Genomic DNA, 15501 nt, shown 5'->3' on the forward strand with positions numbered 1-15501 from the left:
TCAACTGATATCCCGCCCTCCGCCGGCGGGAAAGACACCCGCCGGCCCGACCGTCCCGCCCGTTTCGGGCCGGGAGGTGACCGTCCCCCGGATCGCGCGCATGAGGCCCGGCAGCACCAGGAACGCGACGACGGTGTTCACCGCCAGGATCGCCATCCCGATGACGCCCAGATGCCGCGGGTCGATCAGCGGGAACAGCAGCCCCAGCACCGCGAGGAACCGGACGGCCTGCAACGACGCGATCAGCCGGGTGCGGTTCTGGACCCGCAGGACGCCGATGTAGAGCTCGATCAGCGCCTTGGGGAGCACCGCCACCGCGAGGATCTGGAGCAGCGGCGCGCCGCGCGCCGCGTAGTCGTGCCCGAAGAACGCCAGCCCGAAGGGCGCGCCCACGACGACGATGACGACGATCGGCGGCAGCAGCGTCAGCGTCCGCCGCAGCGCCGCGCGCGCGGACGAGGCGAGCCGCTCGGTGTCGAACGCCCCCTCCACCGTCAGCGACATCGACAGCGTCAGCGCGAGCAGGTCGAGCATCATGCCGAGCGCCCACGCCATCTGGAAGTAGGCGTTGGCGTCCTCGGCCAGGTGCGCGGCCACGATGACCGGGATCAGGCTGATCGAGGCGTACTGGAACGCGCCGCCCAGGTACGCGCCGCCGAGGTAGCGCCAGATCTCCCGGTGGGTCGGGCGCGGGCCGCGGCCGAAGTTCTCCGCGCGATGCCGCGGGATCAGCCGTCCGAAGATCAGGTAGCCGACGGGCGCGAGCGCCACCAGCACCGGGAGGAACCAGGACAGCGTCACCCCGTCGGACGGGAACGCGCCCGCGACCGCGACCAGCAGCACCAGCTTGGCCAGCCCGAACGCCACGTTCACGACCGGCACCCAGCCCGCGTGCCGCAGGCCGGTGAACACGCCCTCCTGCTGGTTCCACAGGTTCCACGCGACCGCCATCACCAGGAACCACAGTGCCGAGCGTCCGTCGTGCAGATGCCGGAAGGACGGCCCCCACCACGACAGCGTCGCCAGGAATCCGAGCGCCAGCAGCGCCGCCGCGGCCGCGCCCGTCCCGTAACAGGCCAGCACGAGCGCGCGCGTGTGCCGGGCCGTCTGCGGGATGAACCTGATCAGCAGGAAGTTCAGCATCGTGACGCTGCCGACGAACATGATCGCCTGGATCACGGCCCAGTCGCGTCCCATGTCGTCCGGCGCGTACAGCTTGGCGCCGAGCGCCCAGTAGCCGAGCCCGAGCAACCCGGTCAGGCCGCCGTTCATCATCAGCGCGTAGGCGTTGCGGAACAGCGGATTCGACAGCTCCCGCCGAAGCCACCCGGAGGCGCCGCCGCCCGCCTCCAAGGACTGCTCGTCCTCGTCCGGCGGCGCGCCACCGGACGCGGCCCGGGCCCCACCCGCTCCTGTCACCACCGCTCCTCCACGCGGTTCTCGACGTTTCGGCCGGTCGGGGTGGTGAGCCGCGGGGAGGGCGCGGCGCGGCGGAGCGTGGAGCGGGTGCGGCGGAGGACGGCGTAGCCGCGGGTGAGTGCGTGGTCCTTGAGGAAGATCAGGGGGATGCCCCTCCCCTCGACGACGCGGGCGAACGTGCCGGGCCCGGTCGTCGCGCGGACGGTCAGCCGGGGGACGGCGAGCGGGTCGGCGGCCCCGGCCGCCATCCGGTTGGCGACCGCGCACGCCGTGTCGTACCCCGCGGAGCGCACCATCCGACGCACGCGCGCGCTGGAGTAGCCGAACGGATAGGCCATCGTCCGGATTCGCGTGCCGAGCCGTTCCTCCAGCAGGCCGCGGCTGCGCACGAGCTCCTCGCGCAGCGCGTGGTCGCCGAGCTGGTCGAGCTGCGGATGGCTGTGGCTGTGCCCGCCGATCTCGATGCCGTGGGCGGCGGCCTCGGCGACCTGCGCCCACGAGAGCATGCGGTCGAGCGGGCGTCCGGCGGCGTCGGCCCCCGCGTCCGCGAGCCATCCGGTGGTCACGAACACCGTCGCCGCGAACCCGTGCCGCTCCAGGATCGGGAGCGCGTTCTCATGGAAGTCGGCGTACCCGTCGTCGAACGTGATGACCACCGGTCGCTCCAGGTGTGCACGAGCGGACCCCTGCGCAGGGTCCGGCGCGTCTGTTCGAGCGGACTTCCGTGCGGCAGACCGCCCGGGCGCGGGGGAGGCGACGGCGGAGAAGGGGACGGGGGTGAAGCCGTGGGCGGCGAGGTGGGCCATCTGCTCGGCGAACGCGGCGACGGGCACCGAGAGACCGCGGGTCTCGGGCGTCGGGCGGTCGGTGACCGAGTGGTACATGAGGATCGGGACGGCGGGCTGGTCGGCGGTCACTGGGCGGGTTCCTCCCCGTTGGGACGGGCTGCCGCGCCGGGGGCGGCGCGCGTCGTGCGTCGTGCGGCGTACCTGCCGACGGCGTAGCCCCAGGCCGTCCACACGAGCCCGACCGTGATGGCGGACGCGCGGCCGAGCCCGGCGAGGTCACCGCGGCAGGTGTCGCCGAGGCCGCGCACGACGCCTCGGGGGAGGGTGCGGAGAGCGTGGGCGCGCTCGCTGGCGAGGCCGTCCTGCGTGCCCACGCTGCGGGTGACCAGGGCCTTCGACAGCCCTTCGGCGTAACAGCGTTCGCGGAAGTAGGGGAACCGGGCGCGTTCGGGCGGGACGCGGTGCCAGATGATCGCTTCGTCGTCGAGCAGCAGTTCGGATTCGGAGCTTCGTTGTCTCAGCCTGATGCAGAATTCGGTCTCCTCACAACCGAACGGCCTTCTGTGGACGCCGCGTCCGATCCCTGTTGCGAAGCCCCCGGCGATTGGGAACATCTCCCGTCTGAAAGAGGCGTTGCCGCCCATCAGGTTGCGCACAGGGCCCGGGTCCAGGCCGCGATAGGTGCAGCCCACCGTCCAGTCGAATTCCTCGGGAAACCAGCGCGGACGCGTTCCCGTGGACGTGGGGACAGGCTCGGCCACCAGTTCGGACGACGGCGTGGAGCCCGGCCACATGGGCAGCGTCATCCCGCCCACGCCCGCGACATAGGGATCCGCGTAGTGCCGTGAGAACGCGCGCAGCCATCCGGGTGCCGCCACGGCGTCGTCATCCAGGAAGGCGACGACATCTCCGTTCGCGACCGCGACCCCGGTGTTCTTGCCACCTGACAGGCCGCGTTCCTCACGGTTCTCCACCACGAGCACGTCCGGCAGGGATGCCTTGAGTCGCTCGTACAACGCGGGGTTGTGGTCGATGACGAGGACGATCTCCTCGGGGGCGAGCTCCTGCGCGCGCACGGACGCGACCGCCGCGTGCACGTCGTCCCAGCGCTTCTCCGTGAACGCGCAGATCACGACGGAGATGCGCGGCTTGCCCTTGAGCGGTTCCATCGGCGGACCGCCCTGAAGGGGGTTGGTCATCGGCTGCGCCCCCTCAACTTGGCGTACGTCTTGAGAACACGGTCGGCCCGCTTGTACAGGGCCGGATTGTCGAGGACGGCTCCACGCGCCTTGTTCAGCGGTGTGGCACGTATCCAGTGCACGCCCGCGCCCGCGGTGTTGCGCGCGACGCGTCCTTCGGCGATCGGTATCTCGCGGCCCTTGAAACCTTCCTTGAACTCCTTGCCGCCGCGTCCCATCGCGATTTCGGAGATGCCGTTCAGAGTGCAGCCCTCGGCCAGGTGCAGATGGCCGATCATGCCGGGCGAGTACTTGCCGAACCGGGTGTCGTAGGCGGGGAACCATCCCGCCATGACGCCTTCGCTGCGCAACCCGAAGTGCGCCGAGACGGGCTCGTCGCCCGCCCACAGGACGCTCAGCACGCCGAACCCGGTGCGGTGGAAGTGCTCCACCAGGGCGACGATCCACGCGCGCGCGAAGCGGTCGGTGCGTCCGGTCCGGTTGTACTGGTCGGATTTCCAGTCCATGAGGCGTTGCAGGTCTTCGGAATCGTCCGAGGCGAACACATAGCGGATTTCGCCGACGTCCCTGCCGAGCTTGCGTTCCTTGTAGCGGATCGTCTTGTGCGTCTTGGGCGCGGACCGCCGCATCTCCTCATCGAAAGCGGCGAACCCGGCTCCGAGGTCCATGACGGGTTCGACACGGCGGACGGTGTGGTGCGGAGCGAAGGTGCCCTGTGCGGCGAGCAGATGGTCGAAGTCCCACACCGCGAGACCGCACGCGCGCAGCAACGCGCGCGCGTCGAGGGTGAGACCCGGCGGCGCGATCAGACCCTGAAGGTCGGTGAGGCCGAAGCCGACCGGGTGACCGATCCCCAGGGGACCGCGCTCGAACGGGAAGAACGCCACGATCTCCCCGGCGTCCTCGACGACGCCCACGAGGACGTCCACCCGGCCTGGGCCCCCGCGGCGGAACCGGCCGACGCCGAGGGTGAACTCGGGCGCGAGGAAGGGGTTGGCCAGGTCGGGGTCGGACGACTGGAGCGCCCGCCACCGCCCGATCTCGGCGGCGCCGAGATCGGACGGGCGGACGACGGAGACCTTCACTCGGTCCCCGTCCGGCTCAGCGCGGCGGCCCGCCAGGACAGGCGCAGGCGGTCCGGCGCGTCCTCGGCGGCGGCGCCGGGCGCGGCCTGGGGAACCGATGCCGTGAGCGCTCCGGGGGACAGGTGCTCGGCCACCGGCAGCGGCGCCCCCGCGCCCGCGCCCGAGGTCGAGGCGTCGAGCGGGCCGGCGAACCGGAGCCGCACCATCGTGCGCAGGACGCGCCACCCGTCGCGCCAGGTGTTGAGGTTGGACACCCCGAACCGGCGCTCGGTCTCGTGGCTGGCGATCTCCGCGATGCGCAGGCCCGCGCGGACGGCGTTGACGCACATCTCGGTCTCGATCTCGAAACCGGTGGAGCGCAGCCCCAGCAGGTCGACCGCGTCCCGGTGCACGGCGACGTAGCCGTAGCACAGGTCGGTCCAGTGCTGGCGGTAGAGCCTGTTGGCGAGCCAGGTGAGCGCGCGGTTGCCGAGGCGGCGGAGCCCGGTCAGGTCGTCCGATCCGCCCCCGCAGCCATAGCGCGTGCCCTTGACGAACTGGTATCCGCGGCGGAGCAGGGCCAGGAAGGCGCCGAACTCCTCGGGGTCCATGCTGCCGTCGGCGTCCAGCATGATGATCATGTCGCAGGTCGCGGCGGCGAGCCCCTCGCGCATGGCGGCGCCCTTCCCCCGGGGCGGCTGCGAGATGAGGCGGACGACGGGGTGCGGGCCCGGGACCAGCGAGTCCTGCGCGTAGGCGGCGGCGAGCTCGCGCGTGCCGTCGGAGGACTCGCCGTCGACGATGACGATCTCGTCCAGCTCCTCGTTCGCGTACAGCCGGGGGAGGAGCCACTCGAGGTTCTCGCGCTCGTTGAGCGTGGGGACGACGGCCGTGACGGTGCGCCATCGGCGGCCGTGTTCGGTGAGGTTCACGAGGTTGTCGCTATGGGCTCCGGCGGCCGTTCTCGGCACGCCGCCGGCGTGGGCCGTGCGATTGGAGGATGACATGGAGACCCCGTAAGTAGTTGACGTCCTGACCCGTTTAGATGCCAGGTTCGCCCATCATGTTTGGAGGATCCGCCCGAGCACTCGTTTAAGTTGCGCAGGATCGCCTACGCACCTGGTACGGCTCCGGCAGGTAAGGGCATCATCACGGATTGCTGCGCCGGACAAATGGCGGTAAAGCCGCCGTACCAGCACATGTGACCTGGCCGGATGTGGCCATTGCGATCAGTGTCACAGGTCAATAAAGATCGCTGCGGGCGTTCTTCCGCGCTCATTCGGCCTCGGAATGTCTTCCCTTCCAGGATGTCCGCATCGATTCCAGGAATAGCCTGGGAGAAGCCTGTGAACAGTCTGGGAGATCATTCCGTGAGATGTGCGAGTGATCTCAGGGGAACGGGAAGCCACGAGGGGCGATTGGCGGCCTCGTAACGCACTTCGTAGACGGCCTTGTCGAACTCCAGCGCCCGCAGCAGCGTCGTGTGGGCGGCCGGATCCGGGCCTCCCGCCGACGCGTACCCGCGACAGAACGCCGCCCTGGTCCGCTCCGCCCACGCACGCGCGCGCCGCTCCAGCCCCTGTTCCGCCGCGGCGGGGGTGGACGGCTCGGACGTGTGCGGGAACCTCGCCGCGTACTCGAACGAGCGCAGCATGCCCGCGACGTCCCGCAGGGGATGCGACGGCTCCCGGCGCTCGTGCGCGCTGCGCGCCGGCTCACCCTCGAAGTCCAGGAGCACCCAGCCCGCGCCGGTGCGCATCACCTGGCCCAGGTGATAGTCCCCATGGACGCGCTGCACGGGCAGTGGGCGACTCCACTCGGCCAGGGGCGCGAACGCCGCGCTGATCACTTTCACGTAGGGCTCGATCTCCGGGACGGTCGCGCGCACCCGGTCGAGTTGACCGTGCATCCGTGCGGCCATCGCGCGCACGCGTTCCGGCGGCAACTCGGCTCGGCCGAACGCCCTGGCGAGGTCCCGGTGGACGGTCGCCGTCGCCTCTCCCAACCGCTCGGCCTCTGCCGCGAAGTCACCACCGGCGGCCGCCGCGAACTCACCCACTGCCGCCGCGGCGTCCGCCTGCCGCGGTTGTGCGAACCAGTCACGGACGCTGGCGACGGCGAGTTCCCAGCCGTCCACCCCCGCGCGCAGGTACTCCGACAAGAGAGCCAGCGTCGTGACGCCCTTGCCGCCCGTTCTCAGCTCCACCCACCCGTACACGCCTGGGACGTGGGCGCAGCCGCACTTGGCCAGTGCCAGGTTCATCTCGAGATCGAGGTTCACGCCAGGGGAGAGCTTCCGGAACAGCTTGCAGATGTAGGCGTCCCCGAAGATGAGCGAGGTGTTGCTCTGTTCGGCCGTGCTCACCGCGGGCAGGAGGCCGGTGTCCAGCTCCGCTCCCGGGACGTGCCGGAACCGGAGCGGCCCTATGACCGCCTCGTCCGCCATGTGGGTGAGCAGGCAGCGCGCCAGTTCCGGATCGTGGACGGCGTCGAAGGCGTGTGCCGCGTCCTTGTAGGTTCCGGTCCCGCCTCGTGTGCCCGCGTCCAGGGCGAGCCATCCGAGCTCGCCCGGCCGCATCCTTTCCGGAAGGCTCCGCCGCAGGCCCAACAGGAGCTGGTACTGGTCGGGCCTTCCGTCCTGCCGGACGTCCAGGACCAGGTGATGCAGGCCGGGATCGCCGGAGAGCAGCGTGGTGACCGCTCCGATGCCGATCTCGCGGATCGGACGGTCCTTCCCCGCGAACCACCGTTGCGTGGGGAGCCAGTCGGCGAGGAGGTCGACCAGTGAGGGGACGGAGGGGCGCACGTCACATCACCTCTGGCGTGTGCGGGGGAGGGAGCAGGAACCAGTAGAAGCCGTGCCCGGGAAGCGTCAGCAGGTAGGGAAGCTCACCGATCGCGGGGAAGCGCACACCGCCCATGCACTCGATGGGGGTGGACCCCTGGAACCGCCGCAGGTCGAGCTCCACCGGCTGGGGGAACCGCGACAGGTTGTTCACGCAGAGGACGGTGTCCATGCCGCCCCAGTGGTTCGCCTCCCCGTTGGGGATCTCACGCACGAACGCCAGAACGCTCGGATTGGACCCGGACAGCTCCACGAACGTGCCCACGCCGAACACCGGGTGCCGCCGCCGGATCTCGATCATCTTGCGGGTCCAGTTGAGCAGCGAACCGGGGTTGTCGCGCTGCGCCTCGGTGTTGACGGCCTGGTAGCCGTAGATGGGGTCCATGATGAGCGGCAGGTACATGCGCGCGGGGTCGCAGCGGGAGAAACCGGCGTTCCGGTCCGGCGTCCACTGCATGGGCGTGCGCACGGCGTCCCTGTCGCCGAGCCAGATGTTGTCGCCCATGCCGATCTCGTCGCCGTAGTACAGGACGGGTGAGCCGGGCAGGGAAAGCAGGAGCGCGGTGAACAGTTCCAGCTGGTCGCGGTCGTTCTCGAGGAGCGGGGCCAGGCGCCTGCGGATCCCGATGTTCGCCTTCATGCGCGGGTCCTTGGCGTACTCCGCGTACATGTAGTCGCGCTCCTCGTCGGTGACCATCTCCAGGGTCAGCTCGTCGTGGTTGCGCAGGAAGATGCCCCACTGGCAGTTCTCGGGGATCTTCGGGGTCTGCGCCATGATCTCGGAGATGGGATAGCGCTGCTCGCGGCGCACGGCCATGAAGATGCGCGGCATCACCGGGAAGTGGAACGCCATGTGGCACTCGTCCCCGCCCACACCCGGGTCGCCGAAGTACTCCACGACGTCTCCCGGCCACTGGTTGGCCTCCGCCAGCAGCACCCGGTCGGGGTAGAGGCGGTCGACCTCCGCGCGCACGCGCTTGAGGTAGGAGTGGGTCTCCGGCAGGTTCTCGCAGTTCGTCCCCTCACGCGCGTACAGGTAGGGGACGGCGTCGAGCCGGAAGCCGTCGATGCCGAGGTCCAGCCAGAAACGCAGGACCTCGAGCATGGCCTCCTGGACGGCCGGGTTGTCGTAGTTCAGATCCGGCTGGTGCGAGAAGAAGCGGTGCCAGTAGTACTGCCCGCGCACGGGGTCGTACGCCCAGTTGGACGTCTCGGTGTCCACGAAGATGACGCGGGCGTCCTGGTACCGGTCGTCCCGGTCGGACCACATGTAGAAGTCGCCGAACGGGCCGTCCGGGTCGGACCGCGACGCCTGGAACCACGGGTGCTGGTCGCTGGTGTGGTTCATGACGAGGTCCGCGACGACGCGGATGCCTCGCGCGTGCGCGGCCTCCACCAGCTCGACGAAGTCGCCCAGCTCCCCGAACTCGGGGAGGATCCGGGTGTAGTCGGCGATGTCGTAGCCGCCGTCCCGCAGCGGGGACTGGTAGATCGGCAGCAGCCAGACGCAGTCGACGCCGAGCCACTGCAGGTGGTCGAGTTTGTCCACCAGGCCGCGCAGGTCGCCGTACCCGTCGTGGTTGGAGTCGGCGAAGCCGCGCACCGACACCTCGTAGAAGACGGCGGTCTTGAACCAGTGCGGGTCGCGCGGCGTGTCGGGATCGAACGCGTCCGGGACGGGTTCGCCCGGCGCCGCTGAGAGGCCCTCTGACAGGCTCTCGGCGATCGGGCGGGACTCGGGGAGGGGGTCGGGCGGCGGTGCGTCCGGCGAGCCGTACGGGGCGTCACGGAAGGTGCCGTCGGCGTCGCGTGGGGTGGTGTCGACGCCGAGGGAGGTGTCGTGGGGGATTCGGCGGGGAATGTCGTGCGGGGCGTGCGCCGCCTCGCGGGGTGCTTCGCTCAACTCTGGCCTCTCCGGAGGGTCAGAACGTGGGCCGGTCGGACGTGAGGGTCGAGTCGCACGTAGTTGGCCTGCCGCCAGGTGTGGGACTCGCCGGACAGCTCGTCGGTCACGACGAACTCCTCGTCCGTGGCGAGGCCCAGCGCGGGCAGGTCCAGGTGGACGGTCGCCTCGCGGACCATGTGCGGGTTGAGGTTCACCACGGCCAGCACGACGTCGTCGCGAAGTCTCTTGGAGAACGCGACGAACTCGGGCCGGTCCACGTGGTGGAAGCGGAGGTTTCGGATCCGGTGCAGGGCGGGGTGGGCGCGCCGGAAGGCGTTGAGCGCCGAGATGAGGGGCGCGATGCTCCGCCCCTCCCTCTCGGCCGTCTCCCAGTCGCGAGGCCGGTACTGGTACTTCTCCGAGTCGCGGTACTCCTCACTGCCGGGACGGACGGGAACGTTCTCGATGAGCTCGTAGCCGGAGTAGACCCCCCACGCGGGCGCGAGCAGGGCGGCCAGGACCGCCCGGATCTCGAACGCCGGACGCCCGCCGTGGACGAGGTACTCGTTGAGGATGTCCGGGGTGTTCACAAAGGCGTTGGGCCGCATGTGGCCCGCCGCGTCACCCGCGAGCTCCTGGAAGTACTCCTGCAACTCCTGCTGGGAGTTCTTCCAGGTGAAGTATGTGTACGACTGGTGGAACCCCACCTTCGCCAGCGTGTGCATCATCGCCGGACGGGTGAACGCCTCCGCCAGGAACAGCACGTCCGGATCGGTCGCGGCGACGTCCGCCAGGAGCCGCTCCCAGAAGGGGACGGGCTTGGTGTGCGGGTTGTCCACGCGGAAGATGCGCACACCCTGATCCATCCAGTGCCGGACGATGCGGAGCACCTCGGCGTGGATGCCCTCGGGGTCGTTGTCGAAGTTGAGCGGGTAGATGTCCTGGTACTTCTTGGGCGGGTTCTCGGCGTAGGCGATCGTCCCGTCCGCGCGCGTGGTGAACCACTCCGGATGGCCGGTCACCCACGGATGGTCCGGAGAGCACTGCAACGCCAGGTCGAGGGCGACCTCCATGCCGAGGTCGCGCGTGTGGTCCACGAAGGCGCGGAAGTCCTCCAACGTGCCCAGCTCCGGATGGACGGCGTCGTGCCCGCCCTCGTCGGAGCCGATCGCCCAAGGCGAGCCCGGATCGTAGGGGCCGGCTTCAAGCGTGTTGTTGGGCCCTTTGCGGAAGGTCCGGCCGATGGGGTGGATCGGCGGCAGGTACACCACGTCGAAGCCCATCTCGGCGATGGCGGGCAGCCGTTTCATGGCCGTGCGGAACGTTCCCGACATCGGGCCACGGCGTCCCATGGGGTCGAACGACGCGCCTTCTGAGCGGGGGAAGAGCTCGTACCAGGCCCCGTACAGCGCGCGCTCACGATGCACGGCCAAGGGGAACCACTCGGTCGTGGTCAGCAGGTCGCGCAGCGGGTGGTTCTCCTCGATCTCGATGATCTCCGGTGCCGCAGCCGCCATCAGGCGATCGCCGACGGGAACCGTGCGGTCTTCGAGGGTCGCCGCCAGACGCGTGAGGGCGGACCGCTTGCCCGCGGGCACCTGCTTGGCGGCACGGGAGAACAGGCGCGCGCCCTCGCGGAACATGAGCTCCACGTCCTGCCCACGGGGGATCTTGATGTCGGCGTCGTGGCGCCAGTGCGCGATCGGATCGCCCCATGCTTCGACGCGGTAGTGCCAGCGGCCCTCGGATGTGGGCGTGACATCGGCCGCATATCGGTCCAGCCCTTGGCCGACCTCGTGCATGCGCGCGGTCTGCGCCGCCTCCCCGTCGGGTGCGCGGAGGACGACGGCGCAGCCGAGCATCTCGTGGCCCTCGCGGAACACCGTGGCCTTGACTTCGACCGTCTCGCCTACGACGGCCTTGGCGGGCCACCGTCCACCGTCCACGAGGGGGGCGACGTCGAGAATTGGAATCCGCCCGATCGTCATCAAACAGTGCATCGAGGACGTTCCGGACTCGACTCGCATGCGGCATCCCCTACCCGGTCGCAGTAGCCAAAACCGTCCATGCCCGTCATCGGCCGGATGTCGCCGCCGGGGCCGCAGACCTTTCCGCCACATTCGGCTACCCCCGCTGGCCGGGGTCGGACGCGGGCGAACTCCCGCACCGCACGGCTCGTCCTCCCAGGTGTGCCGCACCTGCCGCATCACGTCCCGATCGAGGTCGTCCGCGCGCTGACGCTCTGGACGGTCCTGGCCCTCGGTGCGGCCTGCGCGTGGCGTCCGCTCGTCCGCAGGAACGGCTGGGCCCCGCTGCCCACGCTCGCCCTCCTGATGTGGACGTCCCTGATCCTCGCCATGACCGTCCCCATGACGTTCGAGCCCGGTGTGGGGGATCGGCTCTCGCTGTGCATGTCGCACCCGGTCGCCCATGCCGCCTGGTCCGTGCGGACGTTCGGGGACCGTGGCCTGGAGGACGTCATGAACGTGGCCCTCTGGGCACCGTCCGGAGCACTCTCCGTTGTCGCGACAAGGCGTTCCGTCCTCGCACCGACGTCCCTGTCGTTGACGTTCGTCCTTGTCGAGTTCCTGCAGACACTCGACCCCGGACGTGAATGCGACCCGGGCGACATGGTCTACAACTCGACAGGGCTCGCCATCGGCGCGATCGGGGCCGTTGTGGCGCTGCGTGTTGTCAGGGCCGTTCGCGTCCCGCGATGACGGCGCGTGCTGACGGGTGAGGGTCTTGTTCTGCGGCTCGCGCGCGCATGTGGCAGCGCCTAGCGTGGCCGTGCGTGAAGGCAATCCGTCGATTCACCGTACGTACCGTCCTTCCAGAACCCCTCCGCCCGCTCGAAGAACTGGTCCTCAACCTCCGCTGGTCATGGCACCACGAGACCCTGGACCTGTTCCACGATGTCGACCCCACGCTGTGGGACGAGGTCCGGCAGGACCCCGTCAGGCTGCTGGGCGAGGTCGACCCCGAGCGCCTGGAGCTGCTGGCGCGCGACCGCCGCTTCCTGCGCCGCCTGCACGACACCGCCGACGACCTGCGCGACTACCTGAACGAACCGCGCTGGTACCAGTCACTCGCCGACGGGCCACGCGCCGTCGCCTACTTCTCGCCCGAGTACGGAATCACCGCCGCCCTCCCGCAGTACTCCGGTGGCCTCGGCATCCTGGCCGGGGACCACCTCAAAACCGCCAGTGACATGGGCGTGCCCATCATCGGCGTCGGGCTGCTCTACAGACATGGCTACTTCTCCCAGTCGCTCTCACCCGACGGATGGCAACTGGAGCGATACCCGCCGATCGACCCGAACGGTCTACCGCTGACCCTCCTCCGGGACGAGAACGCCGATCCAGTAGGGATCTCCATAGGGCTGCCCCAGGGGCGTGACCTGCACGCGCAGGTCTGGCTCGCCCGTGTAGGACGCGTCCCGCAACTGCTCCTCGATTCGGACGTCGAAGTCAACGACCAACCCGCACGCGACATCACCGACCGCCTCTATGGCGGAGGCGGCGACCACCGTCTGCTGCAAGAGATGCTGCTGGGCATCGGCGGCGTCCGAGCGATTCGCGCCTACTGCCGCATCAGCGGCCATGCGGAACCCGAGGTCTTCCATACGAACGAGGGCCATGCGGGTTTCCTCGGCCTGGAACGCATCCGCGAGCTGATCTCCGACGAAGGGCTCGGTTTCGACGAAGCCCTGGAGGCGACACGTGCGGGGACGGTGTTCACCACGCACACGCCCGTCCCGGCGGGAATCGACCGCTTCCCCAGAGAACTCGTCCGAAGGTACTTCGGCGGGGCCAACGAGGACCACGACGTTCCCGTGGAACGCATCCTGGAACTCGGAGCCGAGGACTATCCCGACGGCGATCCCACGGTCTTCAACATGGCCGTCATGGGGATGCGCCTCGCACAGCGCGTCAACGGTGTCTCCACTCTGCACGGCGAGGTCAGCCGGGAGATGTTCGGTGGGCTGTGGGGCGGATTCGACAGGGCCGAAGTGCCCATCGGGTCCATCACGAACGGCGTCCACGCAGGCACATGGGTCGGACGCGAAATCCTCGAACTCGCCTCCCGCGAAGTGCCCTCCGTGGTGGAGGCAGGCCAGGGCTGGGAGAAAGTGCGTGACGTCTCAGAACGTGAGATGTGGCGGGTTCGGCGCGTCTTGCGCGAACGGCTTGTGCAGAGCGCGCGGACCAGGCTGGGTGAGTCGTGGCGCACGCGTGGTGCCGGCGAGGCCGAAACCGCCTGGATCGACGAGGCGCTCGACCCCGACGTCCTGACCATCGGGTTCGCGCGGCGCGTCCCGTCCTACAAGCGGCTCACGCTCATGATGCGCGACCCGGAACGGTTGCGCGCGATCCTGCTCGACCCGGACCGTCCCGTGCAGATCGTCATCGCGGGCAAGGCCCACCCGGCGGACGAGGGCGGCAAACGCCTCATCCAGGCCATCGTCCGGTTCGCGGACGCCGAGGACGTCCGGCACCGCGTCGTCTTCCTCCCGGACTACGACATCGCCCTCGGCCGGCTGCTCGTCCAGGGCTGCGACGTGTGGCTGAACACCCCGCTGAGGCCCCTGGAGGCGTGCGGGACGTCCGGGATGAAGGCCGCCCTCAACGGGGCGCTCAACCTGTCCGTGCGGGACGGCTGGTGGGACGAGTGGCACGACGGCCAGAACGGCTGGGCGATCCCGTCCGCCGACGGACTGGCCGGTCCGGACCGCCGCGACGCCCTGGAGGCCGCCGCCCTCTACGAACTTCTCGAGGACCACGTCTCGGCGATGTTCTACGACCGCGACGCGTCCGGTCTGCCCAGGCGATGGCTGGAAATGGTCAAGCACACCATCGCGACCCTCGGCCCCAAGGTCCTCGCCACACGGATGCTCCGCGACTACGTCACCGAGTGCTACACGCCTGCCGCCTCGTCCGCGCGCGCGATGGGCGCCGACGGATACGCGGGCGCACGATCGCTCGCCGCGTGGAAACAGCGAATCCGCAAAGCGTGGCCGGGCGTCGCCGTCGAACACGTCGAAACCCAGGGAGAGGAGAGCCCGCACGTAGGGACGCGCCTACCCGTCCGTGTGGTCGTGGACCTGGGCGGACTGGAACCGTCCGACGTCACCGTGGAGGTCGCCCACGGACGGGTGGACGAGACCGACGCCATCGCCGAACCGTCCTACCTGGAGCTGACCCGCCCTGAACCCGCCGGTGACGGACGGCTTCGCTATGCCGGGGAGGTGCCACTCGTGCGCAGCGGCGCGTTCGGGTACAGCGTCCGCGTCGTCCCACGTCATGAGATGCTCGCCGACCGAGCGGAAATGGGCCTGGTGGCGGTGCCACCGCCACCCCACGGCATGACCAACGGCGACCTTCGCTGAGAACCTCGACGGCCATCCCCTGAGAGTCTCGAAACCCAGGGCCCGGCAAGCTGGTCAGACGCGAAACGGGCGCGGCCACGATGGCCGCGCCCGTTCGGACGAACCCTTAGGCGTCGTCCTCGTCCGGGATGGGGTCGGGCATGCGCCAGGTCGTCACCAGTAGGGGCAACACCCACACCGTGACCACCAGGGCTACAAAGGTGACCACCACGGCGGCGGACGGCGAGTGGTCGCCCTCGGAGGTCATCCCCAACTCGATCAGAAGCATCGTGGCGAACAACAGGAGCAGGGTCAGGCGGTGCGACGTGGAGTGCGCGCGCAGCTTCTCCATGGCCTGACGCTCGTCCAGCAGGTGGTCGGGCAAACGGGTCGTGCCGCGCGTGACCACGAACATCCGCCCCAGCACCAGGGCACCGAGGACAAGCCCGATTCCGTCGCACGCGAACGTCACATACATGGCGGCGTCACTGGGAGCCAGCGCCCAGCAGACGACAGCGCTCGCATAGAACAAGGCCAGGCAGACGATGCTCGTGTACACGAGGCCACGCCGCCCGCTCTGAGTCGCATAGCGGCTCGGCACGTCGGCCTGGAAGGCCGCCAACAGCTTTTCCTCGCGCTTGGTGTGGACGGTCGTCATTTGCTGTCTCCCTGCGAAGTCGTGCTGCCGATGAGCGGGAACGGCTTCAGTGAGAAGACCACCTCCACCGGCACCTGGAAGTGCTCGGCGATCTGGAGTGCCAGGTGCAGGCTGGGGCTGTACTCGCCCCGCTCCAGGTATCCGACCGTCTGGTAGTGCACGCCGAGCGCGGTCGCGAGCTCGCGCCGGGACACGCCCCGCTCCGCCCGCAGCACCGCGATGCGGTTGTGCACGAGCTCCTTGTCCTTGTCTGTCGGCACCGACCCTCGCCTTCT

The 15501-nt window shown here is 69.7% G+C and carries 12 protein-coding genes; 2 read left to right on the plus strand and 10 right to left on the minus strand.

From position 1 onward, the window contains the following. From EBO15_RS15210 to EBO15_RS15245, 8 genes are all read right to left on the minus strand, one after another. On the minus strand, nucleotides 1-1419 hold the full coding sequence (locus tag EBO15_RS15210) for a lipopolysaccharide biosynthesis protein (RefSeq protein WP_147481508.1): 1419 nt from the start codon (nucleotides 1417-1419) through the stop codon (nucleotides 1-3). Beyond that, nucleotides 1416-2336 carry a polysaccharide deacetylase family protein gene (locus tag EBO15_RS15215; RefSeq protein WP_233616202.1) on the minus strand — a complete coding sequence of 307 codons (921 nt, stop codon included), beginning with the start codon at nucleotides 2334-2336 and terminating at the stop codon, nucleotides 1416-1418. The genes EBO15_RS15210 and EBO15_RS15215 overlap by 4 nt, the downstream gene beginning before the upstream one ends. Then, the gene (locus EBO15_RS15220; protein ID WP_233616203.1) at nucleotides 2333-3406 is read right to left on the minus strand and encodes a glycosyltransferase family 2 protein; all 1074 of its coding nucleotides are present in this window, start codon (nucleotides 3404-3406) and stop codon (nucleotides 2333-2335) included. Before EBO15_RS15220 ends, EBO15_RS15215 begins: the two co-directional genes overlap by 4 nt. Beyond that, complete coding sequence (locus tag EBO15_RS15225) at nucleotides 3403-4491, minus strand: GNAT family N-acetyltransferase (protein ID WP_122195040.1); 1089 nt, start codon at nucleotides 4489-4491, stop codon at nucleotides 3403-3405. Before EBO15_RS15225 ends, EBO15_RS15220 begins: the two co-directional genes overlap by 4 nt. Further along, nucleotides 4488-5402 (minus strand): glycosyltransferase family 2 protein, encoded by a 915-nt coding sequence (locus EBO15_RS15230; RefSeq protein WP_233616204.1) that lies wholly within the window; start codon nucleotides 5400-5402, stop codon nucleotides 4488-4490. The genes EBO15_RS15225 and EBO15_RS15230 overlap by 4 nt, the downstream gene beginning before the upstream one ends. Before the next feature lie 431 nt (nucleotides 5403-5833). After that, the gene (locus EBO15_RS15235; protein WP_122195042.1) at nucleotides 5834-7276 is read right to left on the minus strand and encodes a maltokinase N-terminal cap-like domain-containing protein; all 1443 of its coding nucleotides are present in this window, start codon (nucleotides 7274-7276) and stop codon (nucleotides 5834-5836) included. 1 nt (nucleotide 7277) lies between these two features. Further along, on the minus strand, nucleotides 7278-9029 hold the full coding sequence (treS, locus tag EBO15_RS15240; RefSeq protein WP_122195076.1) for a maltose alpha-D-glucosyltransferase: 1752 nt from the start codon (nucleotides 9027-9029) through the stop codon (nucleotides 7278-7280). Nucleotides 9030-9214: 185 nt separating this feature from the next. Then, nucleotides 9215-11188 (minus strand): alpha-1,4-glucan--maltose-1-phosphate maltosyltransferase, encoded by a 1974-nt coding sequence (locus tag EBO15_RS15245; protein WP_199744547.1) that lies wholly within the window; start codon nucleotides 11186-11188, stop codon nucleotides 9215-9217. 201 nt (nucleotides 11189-11389) lie between these two features. On the opposite strand from EBO15_RS15245, the gene EBO15_RS15250 reads away from it, so the two are divergent. Together EBO15_RS15250 and glgP are read left to right on the plus strand one after the other, a co-directional pair. Further along, nucleotides 11390-11920 carry a VanZ family protein gene (locus tag EBO15_RS15250; protein ID WP_122195044.1) on the plus strand — a complete coding sequence of 177 codons (531 nt, stop codon included), beginning with the start codon at nucleotides 11390-11392 and terminating at the stop codon, nucleotides 11918-11920. Nucleotides 11921-11994: 74 nt separating this feature from the next. Next, nucleotides 11995-14589 (plus strand): alpha-glucan family phosphorylase, encoded by a 2595-nt coding sequence (gene glgP / locus EBO15_RS15255; RefSeq protein WP_122195077.1) that lies wholly within the window; start codon nucleotides 11995-11997, stop codon nucleotides 14587-14589. 106 nt (nucleotides 14590-14695) lie between these two features. Here the strand turns inward: glgP and EBO15_RS15260 are convergent, their stop codons facing one another. Then, nucleotides 14696-15226 (minus strand): hypothetical protein, encoded by a 531-nt coding sequence (locus EBO15_RS15260; protein WP_122195045.1) that lies wholly within the window; start codon nucleotides 15224-15226, stop codon nucleotides 14696-14698. Beyond that, entirely contained in the window at nucleotides 15223-15486 is a 264-nt protein-coding gene (locus EBO15_RS15265; protein ID WP_122195046.1) for a helix-turn-helix transcriptional regulator, read from the minus strand. Before EBO15_RS15265 ends, EBO15_RS15260 begins: the two co-directional genes overlap by 4 nt. Nucleotides 15487-15501 lie beyond the last annotated feature (15 nt).

Source organism: Actinomadura harenae (assembly GCF_003696215.1).
GTDB classification, from domain to species: Bacteria; Actinomycetota; Actinomycetes; order Streptosporangiales; family Streptosporangiaceae; genus Spirillospora; species Spirillospora harenae.